General features: G+C 38.4%; 18 protein-coding genes and 1 riboswitch. Of the genes, 4 read left to right on the top strand and 14 right to left on the bottom strand.

Features of this window, described 5'->3' with window-relative positions:
- Window positions 1–38 precede the first annotated feature (38 nt).
- Genes CRI88_RS19830 through CRI88_RS19840 form a run of 3 tightly spaced genes read right to left on the bottom strand, consistent with a single transcriptional unit; the run spans window position 39 to window position 3,919 of the window.
- Window positions 39–1,232: an acyl-CoA dehydrogenase family protein gene (locus tag CRI88_RS19830; protein ID WP_058844772.1), complete on the bottom strand. Its 1,194-nt coding sequence runs from the start codon at window positions 1,230–1,232 to the stop codon at window positions 39–41.
- A gap of 9 nt (window positions 1,233–1,241) precedes the next feature.
- Window positions 1,242–2,414 carry a saccharopine dehydrogenase family protein gene (locus CRI88_RS19835; RefSeq protein ID WP_036117720.1) on the bottom strand — a complete coding sequence of 391 codons (1,173 nt, stop codon included), beginning with the start codon at window positions 2,412–2,414 and terminating at the stop codon, window positions 1,242–1,244.
- Between the two features lie 26 nt (window positions 2,415–2,440).
- The gene (locus tag CRI88_RS19840; protein ID WP_058844773.1) at window positions 2,441–3,919 is read right to left on the bottom strand and encodes an aldehyde dehydrogenase family protein; all 1,479 of its coding nucleotides are present in this window, start codon (window positions 3,917–3,919) and stop codon (window positions 2,441–2,443) included.
- A 417-nt stretch (window positions 3,920–4,336) separates the two neighbouring features.
- On the opposite strand from CRI88_RS19840, the gene CRI88_RS19845 reads away from it, so the two are divergent.
- Entirely contained in the window at window positions 4,337–5,137 is an 801-nt protein-coding gene (locus CRI88_RS19845) for a TIGR00266 family protein (RefSeq protein WP_058844774.1), read from the top strand.
- A gap of 296 nt (window positions 5,138–5,433) precedes the next feature.
- Here CRI88_RS19845 and CRI88_RS19850 read toward each other — a convergent pair whose 3' ends face one another.
- From CRI88_RS19850 to CRI88_RS19865, 4 genes are all read right to left on the bottom strand, one after another.
- Window positions 5,434–6,396, bottom strand: a complete 963-nt coding sequence (locus CRI88_RS19850) for a 2-hydroxyacid dehydrogenase (protein WP_058844775.1) — start codon at window positions 6,394–6,396, stop codon at window positions 5,434–5,436.
- A 641-nt stretch (window positions 6,397–7,037) separates the two neighbouring features.
- Window positions 7,038–8,330, bottom strand: coding sequence for a globin-coupled sensor protein (locus CRI88_RS19855; RefSeq protein ID WP_058844776.1), 1,293 nt, complete (start codon window positions 8,328–8,330; stop codon window positions 7,038–7,040).
- 339 nt (window positions 8,331–8,669) lie between these two features.
- A complete protein-coding gene (locus CRI88_RS19860; RefSeq protein ID WP_170829842.1) occupies window positions 8,670–9,506 on the bottom strand; it encodes an undecaprenyl-diphosphate phosphatase in 837 nt (278 codons plus the stop codon).
- Window positions 9,507–9,610: 104 nt separating this feature from the next.
- A complete protein-coding gene (locus CRI88_RS19865) occupies window positions 9,611–10,690 on the bottom strand; it encodes a metallophosphoesterase (RefSeq protein ID WP_058844777.1) in 1,080 nt (359 codons plus the stop codon).
- 303 nt (window positions 10,691–10,993) lie between these two features.
- Between CRI88_RS19865 and CRI88_RS19870 the strand changes: the two genes are divergently transcribed.
- Window positions 10,994–12,142: an acyl-CoA dehydrogenase family protein gene (locus CRI88_RS19870; protein WP_058844778.1), complete on the top strand. Its 1,149-nt coding sequence runs from the start codon at window positions 10,994–10,996 to the stop codon at window positions 12,140–12,142.
- Between the two features lie 35 nt (window positions 12,143–12,177).
- Here CRI88_RS19870 and CRI88_RS19875 read toward each other — a convergent pair whose 3' ends face one another.
- The 4 genes from CRI88_RS19875 to CRI88_RS19885 all read right to left on the bottom strand — a co-directional run bounded on the left by CRI88_RS19875 (window position 12,178) and on the right by CRI88_RS19885 (window position 16,163).
- The gene (locus CRI88_RS19875; protein WP_058844779.1) at window positions 12,178–14,382 is read right to left on the bottom strand and encodes a sensor histidine kinase; all 2,205 of its coding nucleotides are present in this window, start codon (window positions 14,380–14,382) and stop codon (window positions 12,178–12,180) included.
- A 15-nt stretch (window positions 14,383–14,397) separates the two neighbouring features.
- Entirely contained in the window at window positions 14,398–14,553 is a 156-nt protein-coding gene (locus CRI88_RS22580) for a hypothetical protein (protein WP_155273172.1), read from the bottom strand.
- The gene (locus CRI88_RS19880) at window positions 14,531–15,223 is read right to left on the bottom strand and encodes a response regulator transcription factor (protein ID WP_036117745.1); all 693 of its coding nucleotides are present in this window, start codon (window positions 15,221–15,223) and stop codon (window positions 14,531–14,533) included. The genes CRI88_RS22580 and CRI88_RS19880 overlap by 23 nt, the downstream gene beginning before the upstream one ends.
- Before the next feature lie 76 nt (window positions 15,224–15,299).
- Window positions 15,300–16,163 carry a DMT family transporter gene (locus CRI88_RS19885; protein ID WP_058844780.1) on the bottom strand — a complete coding sequence of 288 codons (864 nt, stop codon included), beginning with the start codon at window positions 16,161–16,163 and terminating at the stop codon, window positions 15,300–15,302.
- Window positions 16,164–16,319: 156 nt separating this feature from the next.
- Between CRI88_RS19885 and CRI88_RS19890 the strand changes: the two genes are divergently transcribed.
- Entirely contained in the window at window positions 16,320–16,550 is a 231-nt protein-coding gene (locus tag CRI88_RS19890; protein WP_036117751.1) for a MerR family transcriptional regulator, read from the top strand.
- A gap of 64 nt (window positions 16,551–16,614) precedes the next feature.
- On the opposite strand, the gene CRI88_RS19895 is transcribed toward CRI88_RS19890, so the two are convergent.
- The 3 genes from CRI88_RS19895 to CRI88_RS19905 form a co-directional block, all read right to left on the bottom strand.
- Window positions 16,615–17,601, bottom strand: coding sequence for a homoserine dehydrogenase (locus CRI88_RS19895; RefSeq protein ID WP_036117793.1), 987 nt, complete (start codon window positions 17,599–17,601; stop codon window positions 16,615–16,617).
- A gap of 477 nt (window positions 17,602–18,078) precedes the next feature.
- A complete protein-coding gene (locus CRI88_RS19900) occupies window positions 18,079–18,465 on the bottom strand; it encodes a hypothetical protein (RefSeq protein ID WP_058844781.1) in 387 nt (128 codons plus the stop codon).
- A 336-nt stretch (window positions 18,466–18,801) separates the two neighbouring features.
- Window positions 18,802–20,103 carry an O-acetylhomoserine aminocarboxypropyltransferase/cysteine synthase family protein gene (locus CRI88_RS19905; RefSeq protein WP_058844782.1) on the bottom strand — a complete coding sequence of 434 codons (1,302 nt, stop codon included), beginning with the start codon at window positions 20,101–20,103 and terminating at the stop codon, window positions 18,802–18,804.
- 111 nt (window positions 20,104–20,214) lie between these two features.
- Window positions 20,215–20,328, bottom strand: a riboswitch (SAM riboswitch).
- Window positions 20,329–20,483: 155 nt separating this feature from the next.
- Here CRI88_RS19905 and CRI88_RS19910 point away from each other — a divergent pair.
- Window positions 20,484–21,116, top strand: coding sequence for a glycerol-3-phosphate acyltransferase (locus CRI88_RS19910; RefSeq protein ID WP_036117761.1), 633 nt, complete (start codon window positions 20,484–20,486; stop codon window positions 21,114–21,116).
- Window positions 21,117–21,260: the final 144 nt, after the last annotated feature.

Below are 21,260 nucleotides of genomic sequence, written 5' to 3' on the forward strand. Positions count from 1 at the left end.
CAAAAAAAACAAGGGGGGAATACTCCCTCCCCCCTCGTTTATTCTTCAAACGGCCATTTCGGCAACATTTTTGATAAAGACTTATCTCGACGTCTTCCTAATACATAATCAGCCTGCATAATGGTATGAATTTCACGGGTTCCTTCATAAATAACAGGTGCTTTTGAGTTTCGTAAATAACGGGCAACTGGATATTCATCTGAATAGCCATATGCACCATGAATCTGTACTGCATCATCAGCAGCCTTATTGGCAAAGTCACACGCTTGCCACTTTGCTAAGGATGTCTCGCGAGTATTTCGAACACCTTTATTTTTCAGTTCACCTACGCGATAGACAAGAAGACGACTCATTTGATAGCCGGCTTCCATATTAGCAATCATTTGTCCAACAAGCTGGTGCTCTCCTATAGGCTTACCAAATGTCTCTCGTTCATGACAATATTTCACACTAGCCTCTATACAAGCTTGGATTAAACCAACAGCACCTGCCGCTACTGTAAATCGACCATTATCAAGCGCAGACATGGCAATTTTGAAGCCTTCACCCTCTTCACCAAGTCGGTTTTCAACTGGCACACGTAAATCTTCAAAAAAGAGCTCACCTGTATTACCAGCACGAATACCATACTTTCCTTTAATCGCTTTTGACGTAAAGCCAGCCATCGAACGTTCTACAATGAACGCACTAATTCCATGATGTTTCTTCGATTTGTCTGTATAGGCAAAAACGAGAAAATGATCTGCGATATCACATAAGGAAATCCACGTTTTCTGCCCATTGAGGATATAATGATCGCCATCACGGACAGCTGTTGTTGACATGGCAGCTACATCAGACCCAGCGCCCGGTTCTGTAAGACCAAATGCTCCAATACGAACACCTTTAGCCTGCGGAACAAGGTAGCGCTGCTTTTGCTCTTCAGTACCCCACTGCATTAAGGTCATGCTATTTAAGCCCGTGTGGACAGATACAGCTGTGCGAAATGCTGTATCTCCCCGTTCAAGTTCCTCACATACGATGGCAAGAGCATTATAATCCATACCACTACCACCGTATTGTTCAGGAACACAAACACCCATTAAGCCTAACTCAGCAAGCCTTGACCAAATTTTAGCATCAAAGCCTCCATCAGCATCCCACTTTGCAATGTAGGGAATGATTTCTTCATCAACAAACTGTCTTACCGTTTTTCGTAGCATTTCCTGTTCAGTGGACATTTCAAAATTCATGGTTAGCACCTACCATTTCACGATCATAGCAGACTTATGTGATGTCTCTTTAATCACCACGCCACGTTTAGCCATCTCTTCGATATACGTATCACCAGGAACTATTGCTTCAGGTGGAAATACACCATGCTCTGTAATAGCACCCGCTCCTATCATCTGCGCTACAACAGAAATGGTATTAGCAGTAGCACGAGCCATGGCTGTTTCATTAATTGTCATATCCTTACGTACAACCATTTCATATTCATACGTGACCTGCTGTTGTGCTTTTTCACCAGCTACAATGACACGTAACAGTACCGCATCTGGTTTTGTGCCCAGTTCAAGCTTCTTTTTAAGTGCCTCTCGTACAACGGCACGAACAGGTACTTCTTGATTATCAACTTCTACCTTATTAGTGGAATCAAGGAATCCTAAGTCAGCTAAAAGCTTAAATTTCTCTGCGTGACCTTTATAGCGGATCGTTTTATATTCTAATGTGCGGACATTGGGGAATGTCTTATACAATGTGGAAATGCCACCAGATGTATAAAATGCCTCTAGCACACCGAAGTCATCAAAATAAATAGGTTCAACGCCAGACAGGGATGGAACTTCTTCAAGCTTGCCCTTCTGAATCGTTTTGGAAGGCTCTGTATAATGATCGAATACGCCATCTAAAGAAAACACACGTGTATAATGAAGTGGAGGCTTTGGATCAGTTGGAATACCACCTACAAATAGTTTAATAGAATCGACATCATCTAATTTCGATGCACCATAGCCAGCAAGAATATTAATCATACCTGGCGCAACACCTAAGTCCGGAATGATTGTGACACCTTTTGCTTTTGCTTCCTCATGAAGATCTAATATCTTCTCTGTCACACCACCAATATGACCGCCTAAATCTACGGAATGTACGCCTGCCTCAATCGCTGCTCTCGCTACTCGCTCATTGAACGAATAAAATAGCGCATTGACGACAACGTCACCCTTAGACATAACGTCCATTAATGAATCATCACGCTCTGCATGAAGCTCCACAACCTCCACTTTATTAGAGTCTAGCGTATCTACAAAATCCTGTGCTACTTTTACATCGATATCCCCTAAAAACACACTCTCCACTTTATCATTTTTTATTAAATCACGAGCTACCTCTTTACCCATTAAACCTGCACCTAATACAACAACTTTCATCAAGAACATCCCCTTTCGTTGATCTGTTACTCTGTATCGATTTGTGCTCTTTGTAATTTACCGCTGTAGTCTACATAAATACTCTTCCATTCTGTGTAAACATCTAGGGCCGCTACACCTGAATCACGGTGTCCATTACCAGTCCCTTTTGTGCCGCCAAATGGCAAATGAATTTCAGCACCTGTTGTGCCGGCATTTACATAAACAATACCCGTGTCCAAATCACGTTGTGCGCGGAAAATTGTATTTACATCTTGTGAGAAAATGGAGCTAGATAAGCCAAATTTCACACCATTATTTACTTCAATTGCTTCTTCCAAGCTTGCTACTTCAATGATAGAAACGACTGGGCCAAAGATTTCTTCTTGGGCAATAATCATGTCAGGCTTCACATTTGTAAACAGAGTTGGCTCATAATAGAACCCTTTATCGTAAGGTGGTTCATTTAATATTTTGCCCCCCGCTAATAATGTAGCTCCCTCTTGTTTGCCTATTTGCACATAGTGATTAATTTTTTCCAATGCGGCTTTATTAATCACTGGCCCGATTTTAACGTCCTTTTCTAGACCATCGCCAATTGTTAGCTTTTGCATTTCATCTAAGAGACGCTTTTCTAATTGTTCTTTTACATCTTTATGCACAATGACTCGACTACATGCTGTACACCTTTGCCCAGCAGTACCAAATGCACTCCATAAAATTCCTTCTGTAGCTAGCTGTAAATCGGCATCATCCATGACAATGACAGCATTTTTCCCACCCATTTCTAAAGAAATCTTTTTCAAGTGCTTACCGCCAAGCTCGGCTACTTTACTGCCCGTTGTCGTGGAACCAGTAAAGGAAATAACCTTGACATCAGGGTGTTCAATTAACGCTGTCCCTACTGTAGGCCCTGTACCAAATACAATATTAGCGACACCATCTGGTAAGCCCACTTCTTCAAAAATTTTACCCATTTCATAGGCCATCATCGGTGTCTCATTCGATGGTTTCCAAATAAATGTATTCCCCGCAACAATGGCAGGAAATGACTTCCACGTTGCAATGGCAACGGGGAAATTCCAAGGCGTAATGAGTGCCACAACACCAATCGGTGCCCTTACACTCATGGCAAATTTATTGGCAAGCTCCGATGGTGTTGTTTCGCCAAACAATCTTCGACCCTCACCAGCCATATAATAAGCCATATCAATTCCTTCTTGCACTTCTCCCCTAGCCTCTTCAATTACCTTGCCCATCTCTTTTGTTAAAACGGTCGCCAAATATTCTTTCTTCTCTTTCATTTTGAGACCGATGGCATATAAATAGTCTGCACGCTTTGGCGCTGGTACAAGTGCCCAGCTCTTTTGTGCTTGTTTGGCAGCAGCTACAGCCTCATCTACCTCATTTGAAGTAGAACGTGGTATGGTAGCAAGCTGCTCACCATTTGCAGGGTTCGTCACTGCTATACTTTGTAAATGTGAATGTGTGACCCATTTACCGCCAATATAGTTTTTAATCTCCACTACATACACCCCCTGAAATACTCTATGATGCCTCGGCTGTTGTACCAGTTGTATTCCATTGGTACAGCGTCTGTAACAGAATGAAATATGTCAATATTCCGAATTTTCTAGATGCAATATACCTGGTCATACTAGCATTTACCTAATAATCGGTGACAACTACCAGAGGCTTTATTTTCATCTAACGTCATTACCTCCATATAGAGGATGACTTCTAAATTTAGAAGCCACTTAAGGTTATGTATATTCACAATACCCTTCGTTATATGAAAATAAATAATACACATTCTAGTTTTTTATATTCGACATTTTCTAGCTAATTCCCTTTTTTTCTAAAATATTTAATTTCCTATTGAAACTAATGTGATTTATAATCGTATACAATATCATTAAATTTACTTTTGGAGGAATCCCTTTATGAATAATCATGAAATTGACTACAAGTTATTTGGTGACGACATGCAATATGTGCAAGTTGAGCTTGATCCTCAAGAAACAGTTGTTGCAGAAGCAGGAGCTTTAATGATGATGGATGACTCGATCCATATGGAAACTATTTTTGGTGATGGCTCACGAGGTAGCTCACAAAGTGGTCTAATGGGGAAATTATTTGGTGCTGGAAAACGACTAATTACTGGTGAAAGTTTATTCATGACGACATTCACAAATTTTGGTGCAGGTAAAAAGCATGTTTATTTCGCTTCACCATACCCAGGTAAGATTATTCCAATGGATTTAAGCCAATTGAACGGTAAAATCATTTGTCAAAAGGATGCATTCTTAGCAGCAGCTAAAGGTGTTTCTGTTGGCGTTGAGTTTCAGAAAAAAATCGGTGTAGGCTTCTTCGGCGGTGAAGGCTTTATTATGCAAAAGCTTGAGGGAGACGGTATGGCATTTGTACATGCAGGTGGAGCGATTCACGAAAAAACGTTACAGCCGGGAGAAGTGCTACGTGTAGATACAGGATGTTTGGTGGCGATGACATCAAATGTAGATTACAATATCGAGATGGTTGGAGGCGTAAAAACTGCACTATTTGGTGGAGAAGGGATCTTCTTTGCTACACTACGCGGCCCAGGGACTGTGTGGGTACAATCATTACCATTTAGCCGTTTAGCAAGTCGTGTCTTTGCAGCAGCACCTATTTCGCAAGGAGGGGGCGGTCAATCTAAAGGTGAAGGCGGCATCGGTGGCATATTCGATTTATTCAATAAATAAGAAAACATAAGGCTGGAACAAAAAATGTTTCAACCAACAAAAATACCGAACTATCCAATGAAACACTTATAAAGTGTTTCGGAATAGTTCGGTTTTTCTATTTGTCATGTTTTGTTATTAAGAAATTATTCGACTTCTTGAAAGAACAATTTAGAGCAAACGTGGTGAGTGAAGCGGCTAACGGACGCCCTGAAAGGACACTGGAGGAACGGAAATCAATCCCACAGCTTACTAAAAAGTTTTTTCTAGTCTTTTTTCAATGTGTAGCATGTCAGCAAATGATATGCTCCTCTTTTTTAATCAATTCGATTGGAGATTGCCTTGCCTTGTCCATAAGCCGTTAATGCTTTCACATTTAGCATCAGCATGGCCGTTCTCGTTGCTAACGAAGCGCTACCGATATGTGGAAGTGCTACTACATTTGGAAGAGTTAATAAAGGATGATTCATAGCAATCGGCTCTTGTTCAAAAACATCTAGCCCCGCAGCCCACAGCTTACCATTTTTCAAAGCATCATACAGGGCAGCCTCATCAATGATCCCACCACGGGAAGCATTTATTAATACAGCATCTTCCTTCATCAAAGCTAGTTCCTGTGCCCCAATGAGTCCTTCCGTATCAGTATTATAAGGTGTCATAATCACAACAAAATCAGATTGCTTTAAAAGGTCTTCCAATGAAACATACTGGAAGCCATACATTTCTTCCGCTTCATGCCGACGTCTGCGATTATTATATAAGATTTTCATATCAAAACCTTTTGCTCTTCTAGCAACAGCTTGGCCAATTCGCCCCATGCCAATAATTCCTATTGTTGCTCCTGATACATCCTTACCAACCAGTTGCATTGGATACCAGCTGTTCCATTTGCCTTCACGTAAATATCTTTCACTTTCTGGAATTCTACGTGCAGTTGCAAGCAGTAAGCCAAATACTAAATCCGCAGTCGTATTGGTTAAGACACCTGGTGTATTTGTCGCCATAATGCCTTGTTTCCGTAAAGCTTTCACATCAATATTATTATAGCCAACTGCTAAATTGGTCACTAATTTCAAATTGGGTGCATGTGAAAGTAACTCTTCATCTACTTGATCGGCTATCGTTACCCATAGCACCTCACAGTCAGCGACAGCTGCTAGCAATTTGTCTCGTGGAATAACCAGGTCTTCTTCTTCCCACTGCGAGATTTCATAAAACTCCTGTAATGGTTCAACAATATGTGTAGGAAATTTACGTGTTATAAATAATTTCTTTTTCATGCTCCAAAAACACCCCTCTACTCATTTCCCTAATTCGCCTATAGCGTAACACTTAAAACAAGCATTTTCTAGGGTTTTCTAGTCTGTATCCTTCCATAACTGATAGTTATTAGCTAATTCATCAGCCTCATTTTTAGTTTATCCGTGTAATACATCATTCTATCCTAATCCACAGCACGAAAAAAACTATGCATAGATTGGATGCATAGTTTTTCATAATGTTGGAAAACAAAACCTTCAATAACATTTTTGTGAAAGTTCCATTGTAGGCTACTTGCATTCTGTAAGCGAGTACTACCCCATGGGAATCAAGTAGCCCAATCAATAAAAATATTTCTTTTGAGCAAAGGTTTTCAACTAAAGTGGAAGTATTCACTACTCTTTATGGAGGGGTGTTGTCACTCATCGCTTCTCCACATTGAAAATAAAAGCCTATCCTTACTCTAATCATACAAATAAAGAGCTATTTTGTTCACTAAGGCTCGTATGAAAGATTAGGAAAAGACTCTTTTGCGCATGGTTGATTGGAGTGGAGCCAGCGTCACTCCTAGGGATTTAGCGTCACAGCTGAGACGCTGGCAGAACGGAAATTAACCCCTCGCCTTTCAAACTTACTTTTTCTGCCGTTGACATCAACACTATTAAAATTCTCTAATTGTTGTATTTAAGCGATTGGCCACTTTCTCTAATGCTCCAGAAGATTCACCAATAGTTTCAATAATCTTTACTAATTCAGCTATTTGACTACCAACATTTTGAAAGTTAGAGATAGAATCTTCCACAGAACCAGAAATCGCATCAAATGCTTTTAGCGACTCGGCATTGCGTTCAATACTACTATTCACGAGTTGCTGTATATCCTGAATGGCTTGGACCACCTGTGTTGTAATACCGTTCGACATCATAATTAGTTCAGCTATTTGTTCGACTGAGCTTTTCGTTTGATCAGCAAGCTTACCTACTTCATTTGCAACGACTGCGAAGCCCTTACCATGTTCGCCAGCACGTGCTGCTTCAATTGCAGAGTTCAGCGCAAGTAAATTGGTTTGCCCTGAGATGCTTTTCACAATTTCTACAACTGCATTAATTTTGGAAGAAGAGGCATCTAACTGCTCCACCATATTAGCCATCTCAACTGTTTTATGATGAATTTTTCCAGTTTGCTCATTGATAGATACAATTTTAGTATAACCTTCACTAGACACCTTTTGCATAGATTGTGCCTCTTGCATACTATCTGTCAAAGAATCATTGACATGCTGTGCACTATAAACAAGTTGTGTTACTGTTTCAGTCGTATTTTGAGATTGAACCTCCAACTGTGTTGAAATGCCGCCTATGACATCCTTTACATGCTCCCTAACGCTATTGCGTTGTTTCTCTATTAATATACTGGCATAGTTATCGTATTCTTCCAAAACAATTTGCTGCTCGAAATTACATATTTTACTAACAGCATCACAAAATTTCTCTTCCTCGTCTTTAGATAGTCGAAGCTCATAAATAATTTTACGTAGTGATTTTTCAAGAATGTGAAAGGCTGCTAAATACCATTTAGGATAGAGATTAATCTTCACATGCATCTTTGCCACACGGCTTCGCTTCTCTAAAAAAGCTTCATCTATACGCCCCTCAAACATTTCAATAATATGATGGCGTAATGTTTGCCGTAAGCGCTCGCTAGAACTATGCTTTTGTATCACAGCCTGTAAAGAGGGCACGCTTTCAATAGCATGATAAAATGCACCAACCACCTCAACAACGTTTCTTTCCACATAAGGCTTTAAGCTTTTAATCAATTGAAGGTCGTATACACTTAATCCTACAAGATTTAACTGAAATAAACGTTCTGGCTCTTCAATAAAAATACCGACAGCTGCTTCATCACTAATTTCAATTGTATTTTTCTTAGATCTATTTACAATTTGAAACATTTTCTCCACCTCATATTATAATCATATACCGAACTAAGTCTATTATCCTAAATGCTATTCAATAACAACAAATATTTGGACATTCTATGTATCAATTATAATCTCAAAATAAACAAATGAATAATAAAGAGGTAAATGATAGCTATTATCATTATAATCCTCTATACATTTGTACTATTCAATAAGTCTTTATAACTATTTTACTCATTTTTCAAAAAAATGATGGCTGGAGTAATAAAAAAAGCCACTGCTTCTTATCAAAGAAGAGTCCTGCACCCCTAAAGTTTAGATTTTTGACTCTAACTTTAGGGGTGCAGGACCAAGAGTGACCTTTTTTATTTACATAAAAATAATTACACAAAGAACTGCGGCTAAAACTAAACGATAAATCGCAAAAGGCATTAACTTCACCTTTGAAATAAGTGCTAGGAAAAACTTGATGGATAGTAAGGCAAAGATAAATGAACTAATAAATCCAACTGCATAGAATCCAAAATAGTCCATCGATAAAGTATCCCAGTTTTTCAGAACGGATACTAGACTAGCCCCTGCCATGATTGGCACTGCCATAATGAATGTAAAATCGGCTGCAACACGGTGACTCATACCAAAGAGTACCCCACCTGAAATAGTCGCACCTGAACGAGAAAAACCTGGCCATAAAGATAGACATTGAACTAACCCAACTTTAAATGCTAAACCATAGGATATCTTGTCTAAAGAATCTACTTTTGGTTTTCTTGGTGCCAATTTATCCGCAGCAATCATTAGAATTGCTCCTGCCACTAAAGCATAAACTACATGTTCTACTTTAAATAAATGGTCGTCTATAAAATCTTTAAACGCAAAACCTAAAACAACTGCTGGCAGCATCCCAACAATAACATGCAATAAGTTAAAACGGCCGTTTATGGATTTTGATTGACCGTCAATATTATATAAGCCAACTAAGCTTAGCATACGTTTCCACATCACTACGATAACCGCTAAAATGGAGCCGAGCTGCACAACAATTTTAAATGTGTTAGCAGGATATTTTCCCAAAAACTCCTCTGTCTTTAACCACATATCATCCACGATAATCATATGACCCGTAGAAGATACTGGTGCGAATTCCGTCATACCTTCGACAAAGCCTAATATTAACGCTTTTAATAATTCTATAATTTCCACCATGTCACCTTACCTTTTTTAATCAAATACCCACCTATTATAAGATACTACGTTTTCATATACTACTGTCATTTCACCTAGGTAGCTCATTTCAAGATTACCACACACTATTGAAAGTTTATATCCACTACCCAAAGCTCTGATCTACTACCAATTCGCATCGGTGGTCCCCAGAAGCCATAGCCTGATGAAACAAGTGTATGCATATGCTCCTTCAACTTATAACCATAGTCCAGTTCAAATACCCGAGCCGTTATATACTGGTTTGGCCATAGCTGACCCTTATGTGTATGACCTGACATATGTAAATCAACCCCCATTGCCGTTGGTGTTACCAAGTCATCGGGTGTATGGTTCATCACAAGCCATGGCAAGTTATCAGATACCTTTAATTCTTCAAGTGTTTTTCTTTCTTTATTCGTCCTATCCTCTTGCCCTGTTAATACAAACGCATCTTCTATACGAATTGTTTCATCTAGCAGTATTTTCACATTGGCATTTTCCATTTCCTTTACAAACTCAGGAATTTTTTTACCGTAATATTCATGGTTACCCAATATCCCATACGTTCCATATGTAGATGTTAATCCTTTCATGACATCCGCCATGCCCTCTTGAACAAACCATTTTGGATCATCATCCACGATATCGCCAGCTAACAATACAATATCTGGCTGCGCTTCATTTGCCAAGTTTACAAATCGTTGCAAATGCCTTTTATGCGATAATACCCCTAAATGAAAATCAGATGCCACAACAGCTCTCAGTGATTCTAGTTCACTTTCCTTTTTGGCTACCGTTATTTCTAAATGACGAACTACTGGTGAATAAGCTAAATAAGAGCCGATGATACTTAACAAAACTAGGACAGCAACTGCTATACTACCAATTATTTGTACATTTTTAAAGGGAGTTAACCAAACAATCAATTGTGAAGCTAAACACAGTAATAAGCCGTATTCAAAGAGAAACATCCAGTAATTACTGATGACCGAAAAAAACCGTAAAGACTCATGTAATCTTCCGATAATAATACTAAAAGCAACAATATACAGGATCAGCCAAAATAGGACTGGATAACGGAACCATCCCATCGCTACAAGCCACTGCTTTACTCCCCACCCTAAATAGAAAGTCAACGCACTATAAATACTAATTAAAAGTATACCACCGATTACTTTTGGCATAACCTAGTCCTCTACTTTCTTCTATAATTTAGTTGATTATATCATTATACTTAACAATCATATTGCTTGAAGCCCTTGAATAATCTTCTATCTGAAAATAGGAACTGATTACAGATGACAACTATAAGTTTACCTTTTTATTTCCTTCGATTCTCTCGTTCTACATGACATTCCACCATATTTAGATGACATTTTCGTCATTTTCACACTAAAAGCCACTTTAATTTCTACAAATCTTCCAGTAACATAATAGATGAACGAGAAAATTTACGCATTTACGAGCAAAAAGGGGTGCTATTTCGAATGACACGTTATAAATTTGAAACAATAGAGCATGAGTTATTTCGTAAAACCTTCCGTAAGTTTTTAGCTGAAGAAGCTGAGCCACATTATATTCAATGGGAAAAAGACCATCTAATTCCACTTTCCTTTTGGCGCAAGCTCGGTGAGATGGGCTACCTTTGCCCACAGGTCGAGGAGCAGTATGGCGGGCTTGGTCTGGATTTCAGCTTCGGTGTTATTATTCAAGAGGAGCTAGAACGTATAGGTTCAAGTCTTATTGGGATTGGACTGCATAATGATATTGCCGTACCTTATATCGAGGCTTATGGTACACATGAACAAAAATCTCGCTGGCTGCCTAAATGTATTTCAGGCGACTATATCACTGCGATTGCGATGACTGAGCCTGGTACAGGTTCAGACTTGGCAAATATACAAACAACCGCGATCCGCGATGGTGACTTTTACATTGTCAATGGACAAAAAACCTTTATCACTAATGGCATTCATACAAACTTAGCCATTGTTGCAGTGAAAACAAATCCACAGGTGGAGAAAAAGCATCGCGGCATCAGTCTACTTGTCATTGAAGAAGGTACACCTGGCTTTACAAAGGGAAGACAGCTCGAAAAGGTTGGGATGCATGCCCAAGATACGGCAGAACTCTATTTTGAAGATTGCCGAGTGCCTGTGCAAAACCTACTTGGAGAAGAAGGCAAGGGTTTTCACTATATGATGGAAAAGCTACAGCAAGAGCGATTAGCAGTAGCGATTGCTGCACAAACAGCCGCAGAGGATATGCTTACCTTGACATTAGACTATGTAAAATCACGTCAAGCCTTTGGTAAAACAATTGGCGACTTCCAAAATACAAAATTTAAAATTGCTGAAATGGCTACTAAAATTGAGCTTGGAAAATCATTTTTAGAATCCTTGATTGAAGAGCATATTGCTGGGAAAGAGGTTGTAACAAAGGTATCTATGGCAAAATACTGGATCACAGAAAATGCACGTGAGCTTGCCACGCAATGTATGCAATTGCATGGTGGCTATGGCTATATGGAGGAATATAAAATTGCTAGAAGGTATAGAGATATACCTGTTATGTCCATCTATGCTGGTACCAACGAAGTGATGAAAGTCATTATCGCCAAAAATTTAGGCTTATAAAAAGATGGCGGCAAATTTCTGCCGCCATCTTTCCATTATACTGCTGGAATTCGAACAATTACTTTAAATAGATCGCCATCTACATCAATACTCATTCTTGCCCCATGTAAGTCGACAATAGATTGTGCAATCGCTAATCCAAGTCCTGAGCCCTCTGTATGTCTTGAAGCATCTGCACGTTTAAAGCGTTCAAATAATTCCTCGGCATCCTCACTGATTTCATATTTCGCAACATTTTTCACTGTAAATTCAGCATCACCATCTGCCGTACGTTTCAACGTCACGTATACACGTGTTCCTTCTAACGCATATTTCAAGACATTCACAATTAAATTATCGATGAGTCTCCACCATTTTTGACCGTCCACATATGCATAGATGGGATCGTGTGGCATCGTCATACGTAAATCTAAGCTTGACTGTGTCAAATCCTCTTTATGCTCCCCTACCGCTTGCTGAATAAGCTGCGTCAAATCTACTCGACTGCGATGGAGTTCAATATTGCCACTTGCCATTTTTGACACTTCAAAAAGGTCTTCAATCAATACTTTTAAACGCTCAGATTTTTTATCGAGAATTTGAATGTATTGTTGACGTTCTTCGTCTGTAATAGTGGGCTTTTTCAGTAAATCCGTATACGTAATAATAGAGGTTAATGGCGTACGTAAATCATGACTCACATTTGTAATAAGCTCTGTTTTCAAACGTTCACTTTTCGCCTGCTCATGCATGGACGTACGAACACCTTCTCGTAAATGGTTAAGATTTTCAGCATGACCTGCAAGCGGTGATTTGCCTTTTACCTTCACATCTCGGTTTAAACGTCCTTCAGCCATATTCTTCGTATCCTTCATAATGCGATTTAAATAACCCATTCTTGATAGGAAAACAACCAGAGCAGGAATTCCTACGAACATACACATAGCAAGAACAAGAACTGGAAAACCGCCTCCTCTTAACATAGAAGCGACAAGGCTACCTCCCCCAAAGAAGGCTGCAGCTAACATGACCAATGAATGCAATGCAATAGAACGATTGATAAATAAATCAGTCATCGAATCGCCAAGTGACCATAAATAACTTGATTTCATATTTTCTTCTAGCTTTTTCAAAGTATCCACTCTTGTATACAGCCAAATTAATTGTACAAAGAAAGCACTGCCTATAACGAATAACACAGCTATTTTAAAGGCAGAATCTAGTATAGACCGTACATAATTATATTGATAATTGTAATCGTAAGTGTATTCAATAGATTCAAAAACAATTTGGGAAGTAAAAAGATACATAAATCCTGTGATCAATACTAGAATAACCTGAAAGTCAAACTTTACCTTAGTTAAAATCTCTTTTTCCTTCATATTCGTGACAGTTTGTAGTACAACCTTACGACCTCTCCATGCAAAGATTGCCGTTACTATACTAGTCAGCCACACAAAGAAAAAGGTATATTGATTACGGTGAAAACGATTATAATCCTGCATAACGCCTAATGATTGAACTGCTTTTTTCGAGATGGTTAAGACACCCATATATTCAGCTGTTTCATAAAAATTATCTACATCCACATATGCTTCTGTACTGTAAAAAATATCCCTTAAATTATTACTAATATTTCCTGCATATAATGGGTTTCGCTCAGAATATTTTATTTTATAGGCACTGCTTTCTGAAACATCACCTGCACGGTATATTTTACCTGTTTCAATATTCGTCAACTCATAGGACCAGTAGTCATAGTTTTTTCCAAAGCTTTTCGCTTCGGCTTGTACTGACTTAATATATTTATCAATTAATGCTTCTTTTTCAGCACGAATCTTCTTTCGCACATGCTCATCATTTTCAAAGTTTGCCGTAATATCTTTAATCTTATTATCGCGTTCAGTCTCTAGCTTTATTTGTAATTCTGCAGCATTGGCATCCACTGCTTCTTGAATTCGCTGTCCGTATTGCTGTTTAATATTATCGATTTGCTGTCCCAATGTACCATAGTAATTACGATGATCTTCTATTTCTGATTGCGTAATTTCTATTTCATCTTTAAAATCTGCGGCATTCGGTACATTTAACACTAACGGTCCTAGTTCTGCTGTGAAATTATCGATTTCATGCTGGAAATTTTCCGATTGGAAATAGGATTTACCAATATACTGATAACCTACATGCCAAAAAGTAAAAATACCAAAAATTGTCCAAATGAAACACATTAACACTAGAGAGGATTTCCATTTTTTTATCATACCTCTTACACTCCTCTAAAAAATTCTTTCCAAAAATTGCAAAACCTCTGAGGAGCGAGAATCGACGATTTGATAGGCATAAACACCAAAATAAATGAGCCCAACAACACCTGCTATAAATCCTGCAATCGTCATATACTTCTCTAGTTTATTTTTCCATTTTATAGCCAACGCCCCATACCACCTTTAGATAGCGCGGATTTTTCGGATCTGCTTCAATTTTTTCACGTATCTTCCGAATGTGAACAGCTACAATATTTTCAGCATTGTACGCCTCCTCATTCCAAACACGTTCATAAATTTCACGTATCGAAAAAACACGCCCTACATTTTTCATTAATAATTCCGTGATTTTATATTCTATTGGAGTTAGTCGAACAGGTTCTCCTTCTAGTATGACCTCTTTTGCATCTTCATCAAGAACAAGTCCGTCAATTTCCACTTTTGTCGCTCCTTCACTATACGTCCCTAGTTGCACATAACGTCGCAACTGCGATTTCACTCGTGCCAATAGTTCTAATGGATGAAATGGCTTCGTCACATAATCATCAGCTCCAACGGATAGCCCATGTATTTTATCGCCATCCTCTGCCTTTGCACTCAGCATAATAATTGGAATATTGCGCTCCTCCCTAATTTTAAAGGTTGCTGTAATGCCATCCATGTTTGGCATCATGATATCTAAAATAATTAAATGTACTTCATTGTTCTCTAGCTTTTCTAATGCATCTTGGCCGTCTGCTGCTTTAATGACATGATAGCCTTCATTTTTTAAATAAATTTCAATACCATCACGAATATCTTGATCGTCATCTGTAACAAGAACTGTTAATTTCGTCATGATATACACCTCGCTCTCAAATATCAGTGTACCTTTCAAATCTTAAAAACCAGCTATTATAAAAATGAAGAATTTCTTAAGGTTTTCGTTTTTTCCTTCCACCTATGGTTAAAACAACAATGCCACCTAGTAGCATTGCTAGACCAAGCCAGGACACGATACTTAATTGTTCTCCAATGAAAAACACCCCAAGAATGGCAGCAGTTAATGGCTCTGCTAATGACAGTGTTACAGCTGAGGATGAACTAATTTTTTGCAGACCATTTAAAAACAATAAATACGCCACGCTTGTACACATAATTCCCATGAATAGCATTGTCCATAAGTTATGTGTATTCCCTAACCAAGCAAATCCATTTTCAAAAGAAAACGGCAGTAAAAATAACGTACAAATAGAGAATGTCATGGCGACTGCTGGCAATGCCTCTTCCTGTGCCATTAATTTTTTACTAATGTTTGTATAAAATGCAAAGGACACACCTGCACAAAGTGCTAGTGCAAATCCACCTATATGAACAGACTCGTCTCCATTATTCATAAATAATAAAAGACATCCGATAATCGCCATCAGTGTAGCAAGTCCCCATACCACTGTCGGACGAGTTTTCCAAATAAGCCATTCTAAAACACCAGAAAATACTGGTGCACTACCAATTGTCGCAACTGTTCCAATGGCTACTCCTGTTAGAAGGATAGATGAAAAGAAAAGACCCTGGAAAAGAGCAATACTGGCTGCAGCTAAAATCGTCCATTTCCATGACCATTTTCGAAAGTTAATTTTCCGTAATGAAATGGTAATGGCTAATAATAGACCGCCACCAATTGCAGAACGAATAGTGGCCACTGCTATTGGAGATACCCCTTGATTTAAAAATGTTTGAGCTGTTCCTGTCATTCCCCATAGAATGGCTGCTAGTAATACCAACAACGGATTTAACATTTATCAATTCATCCTCGCTTTATTACTTCATTAATACTAATAATACATATTTATCCAAAATCAAACAATTATCATTTTTACTTTTTCTTTCAATTAGCCTAGTATGCTTTCTCAACAATGGCAGTTATAATATATACAGTAAAAGGAGCGAATCGTATGTACAAAACAATTGCAGAGACAGCTGTTGATCTTGGTATGCCTGAGGATCAAATTATGCGTCTAGTTTATGAGGGGCGTATCCGTTCTGTTTACGATGGAGAACAAACCCTAATCAATAGCGGCCAATTTAGCACGTATTTTAAACAATTGGAACGTATTAAAGAGGAAATCGAAATTTGGCGTTCTACCCCTATTCCAGAAGATATAGATGTGAAGGATGAAGATTAAAAAAACCCACCATTCATACAATCGAACATTGTTGAGTGGCGGGTAATTTTAAAAAATAAGTTTATTAGATTGTCACAACAAATCCTGCTCTTTTCCCAATGATTTCAGCATAGTCCTCTACCATGACACTCGCAGTTGGGTACATTCCTGCCCCAGGGCCAACTAATGTTAATGTCCCAATATAGTTAGTCTCTAACGCTACCGCGTTGAACACATCATCAACGGGATAAAGTGGATGTTCTTTATCAACCAGTTGAGGACCAACTTTAGCGATAATTTTACCGTCAGCCCTTTTTTCCACTTCAGCGACATGGCGGTAACGCAGACCGTTTTCACACGCTTCACGGACTTGTTCAGCCGAAATGCTATCGATACCAATTACTTCTACATCAGCCCAATCTGGTTGCTCTCCGAAAGCTAAAGCACTTAAAATCATTAATTTTTTAAAGGCATCCTGACCAGAAATATCATTATATGGATCCGCCTCGGCATAGCCTAAACTTTGCGCCTCTTTTAAAGCTGTTTCGAATGACCAGCCTTGTGCACGCATTTTTGTTAAAATATAATTACATGTGCCATTCAGGACTCCTTGAATACGGCTCACATCATTAACAAGTAAAATATTTTTCATTGTTTTAATAACAGGTACGCCACCTGCAGTAGTTGCCTCATAGCCTACAAAAACACCATTTGCTTTTGCCAGATCCTGCAACTCTAAGCCTCGTTTAGCAAACATCACTTTGTTGGCTGTAACAACGTGACATTTATGCTCAACTGCTCTTTTTAAATAACTGTATGCAGGCTCTTCATTTACAATCGCTTCAAACACAACCTGCATACCTGGCTCTGCTAAGACATCATCCATACTCGTCGTCATTAAATGCGCTGTACCTGGTACACGTTCACGACTAGCATCTGTCACTAAAATCTTTGCTACCTCTAATTCAATACCTAATTTATTTTTTAGCTCTTCTCGCTTTTCATTTAAAATATGATAGATCCCTTGACCCACCGTTCCAAATCCTAAAATCGCTGCCTTTATAGTTGCCATTTCTGTTATTCCCTCCAACTTACATTCCGCAGTTTCATCAAAGCTAATTTCTCCATGGGGTTGTGTCATGATAATTGGACACCCACCGCAAGCTTTAGCCAATTACTCTTCTTTGTACGAGTTTCGCTATTTTAGTATGTGTTGGAACACATACAAATTCAAATAATTCTAAATTTATCTTAAAGAAAATTGTAACGCAAATACATACTTAGCACAAGAAAAATCTTTCTAGGAAGGACATTTGTTTTCTCTAGATGTGCAAAAGAAATCGGTTTCATTCCCTTTATTATACGTTTTTTTAGTTGATCTATAAGATTTGAACAAAAATTGACTATTTCCATTTAAATATATGAATGTCTTTCTTCTATTATATATGTATGCTTGGACACCCATCATCTTGTTACTATTTTAATGACCTCTAAAGAAAAAACTCATTCCCTGTAGCAGCAGAGAATGAGCTTTAATATATGGGGGATTTCAACTTGCTTTTGAAAGCAATTGATAACGATAATGTGTTAAAGCTTGTTGAACAAGACTAATTTCTTCTTCTGTAAAATTTGGTATTGCATACGTACGTTCCACTAATTGAAATGTACCGTATTTTAAGTAAAGCTCTGTTGCAGGAAGTGCAATATGGCTCACACCGTAATGTTCATATGCCTCAAAAACTTCCTTTACAGTATAGCCCTCCTCTTCAGCCACAACATACTCTTGAAATGCTGTATGACCAAAGACTCGCTTCCATTTTTTATCGACTGATGTAAGTAAGTGTTGAATGGATTGATTGTTAACAAAGACATGACCTTCATTCAGCTCATAAATTAGATAGGATGCAATGTTTTGTGCACTATAGATATTACCCATTTTAAACACTCCTTTATCATCAGTTTTTTTGGAAGAGCAGTCACTGGCTATGCGACCACTCTTCTTCTATATATTCAAAAGTGGGGGGAGCACTTATGAAAACATTTACCTTATAACAAGAATTTTCGTATTCTTAACTTATTCCCTAGTATATAACACGGAATTAATTAAGTCAATAATACACATAAAAATACTTGGTATTATTTTTAAAAAAGTTCTGATAATTGATGAATTTTATACTTGGTTGATGTAGCAACGTTTGACGCAATGCCAAATGAGGCAATTCGAATGAGAAAATACGTAAACTCTACAACATCTTCCCTTGCGTTCTAAAACTTAAGCTTCTACAGTTTGTTCAGTTGTTGTGGCAAGCGTAATGGCTTGTTCTAAATCAGCAATAATATCCTCTACTGCCTCTAAACCGATGGATAAGCGAATGAGCGACTCGGTTACGCCAGCTTGAATTAATTCATCTGTTGATAATTGCTGATGTGTAGTAGATGCTGGGTGAATAATGAGCGATTTGGCATCCCCTACATTTGCTACATGTGAAAACAGCTTCACGCTATCAATTAGCTTTCGACCAGCCTCACGTCCACCTTTAATGCCAAATGTAAGCACAGAACCGAAGCCATTTTTCAAGTATTTTCTCGCCAAATCATGTGTCGCAAAATCTTCTAGGCCATTATAGTTTACATACTCCACAGATGGGTGGTTTCGTAAATATTCAGCAACCGCCAACGCATTTTCATTGTGTTTAGGGATACGCAAATGAAGCGTTTCTAAACCTTGTAGTAAATTAAACGCTGCGTCAGCACTTAATGTTGGACCGAAGTCACGTAACAACTGTACGCGTAGCTTCGTAGCAAAAGCAGCAGAAGCTGTATCAATTCCGTAACGTAATCCATGGTAAGAAGCATCTGGTTCCGTAAATCCAGGGAATCGTCCACTAGTCCAATCAAACTTACCAGCGTCTACAACAACCCCACCTAAAGTTGTACCATGACCACCTATCCATTTAGTCGCGGAGTGAACAACAATATCTGCACCGTATTCAATTGGTGTGGAACCATAAGGAGAAGCAAATGTACTATCGATAATTAATGGTAAACTGTTAGCATGTGCAATCTTAGCTACTGCTTCAATATCTAAAACTTTTAAGCTTGGATTACCATAAATTTCAGCGAAGACAGCTTTCGTTTTATCGGTAATCGCAGCCTTAAAATTCTCTGGGTTTGTTTCATCTACAAAAATTGTTTTAATGCCATACTTCGGTAATGTGTTAGCCAATAAATTATACGTACCACCATATAAAGAACTACCTGCTACTATTTCATCGCCTGCTCCAGCTAGATTTAAAATGGAAAATGCGATAGCTGCTGCACCAGATGAAAGTGCTACTGCTGCTGTTCCACCTTCCAATAAGGCCACACGCTTTTCAAAAACATCCACTGTCGGATTTGTAATCCGTGTGTAAATGTTCCCCGCTTCCTCTAAGGCAAAAAGACGTTGCGCATGAGCAGTGTCCTTAAATACGAAAGCAGTTGAGCGATAGACAGGAACTGTTCTAGAGCCCGTCACTGGGTCTGGCTCTTGACCACCATGTAACAGCAATGTTTCTGGTTTAAAATTTGTCATTGTGTACCTCCAATTATTTTTTTACGATGGTACCGGAGATGAGGAGGATTTATGTGTAGAAAACAAAACCCTCTCCTGTTAAGAAGAGGGTTGCGGTTGCAAGTTTTCCTCCCCTTATCTGCCAGATCCAAGTAAGAATCTGTAGGAATTAGCACCTTAGTAAGTTCATCACTTACTGGTTGCTGGGCATCATAGGGCCTATCCCTCCGCCGCTCTTGATAAGAGTATGAGATTCAATTTCCATCGTTGTAACACAGTATAAACATAGAGTTTTTTTCTGTCAATATGTAAATTTTATTTTTTCCGAAACTTCTGTCAGCTCTTATACGTAATATGAACGCATACACTAATTTAGAAAAAAATTTGAAAGGAGTATTTTTATGGTAAAAGCCGTGATCATTTTTCTCTTAGTTGGATATTTAATTGGCTGTATTCACGGCTCTAAAGTGGCACAATTTTTATCGGGGGTTGATTTAAAAAAAGCTGGCCATGGCAATGCAGGTGCCTCTAATGCTACACTTTCCCTCGGCTGGAAATATGGCGTTTTAGTAGCCCTAATCGATATTGGCAAAGGCGTTGTAGCTATTATCGGTGCACACTTTTATTTAGCAGATGCTCCGCATTTAACCGAAGGAGAAATATGGCTCCTGACCTACATTATTGCTGCAGGGGTTATTTTGGGTCATAATTTCCCATTTTATATGGGCTTCAATGGTGGGAAAGGAACTGCCTCTATTATTGGAATTCTACTTGCTGTAGATTGGAAGATTGGTTTATTTGCACTTATTTTATTTGTCATTTTATCCTTTGCAACTAACTATTTAATTGTCGGTGTTCTAGAGTTTTATCTCGTTTTTTGTACGGCAACATATTTATGGATTCCTGGAATTGGCCCAACTATAATTGCTGTCCTTCTTTTTGGCATAGCTATTATCCTGCACATCGAAAATATCCAACGATTAGTGAAGGGTACAGAGCCTAAAGTAACGTCTGCATTTAAGAAAAAGAAATAATATTACAATGGATATTTTTGTATTTTTTATGACCGTATATTTTCTCTTTATCTACTTATATCGCTGTAAAAAGCAGCTATTCTGCATACTTATTTTTTTACAATAAAATAGACAAGTTCTTATCTTAATAAAACATTTTACTAA

The sequence above is a fragment of the Lysinibacillus fusiformis genome, from assembly GCF_002845985.1.
Classification (GTDB): Bacteria; Bacillota; Bacilli; order Bacillales_A; family Planococcaceae; genus Lysinibacillus; species Lysinibacillus fusiformis_D.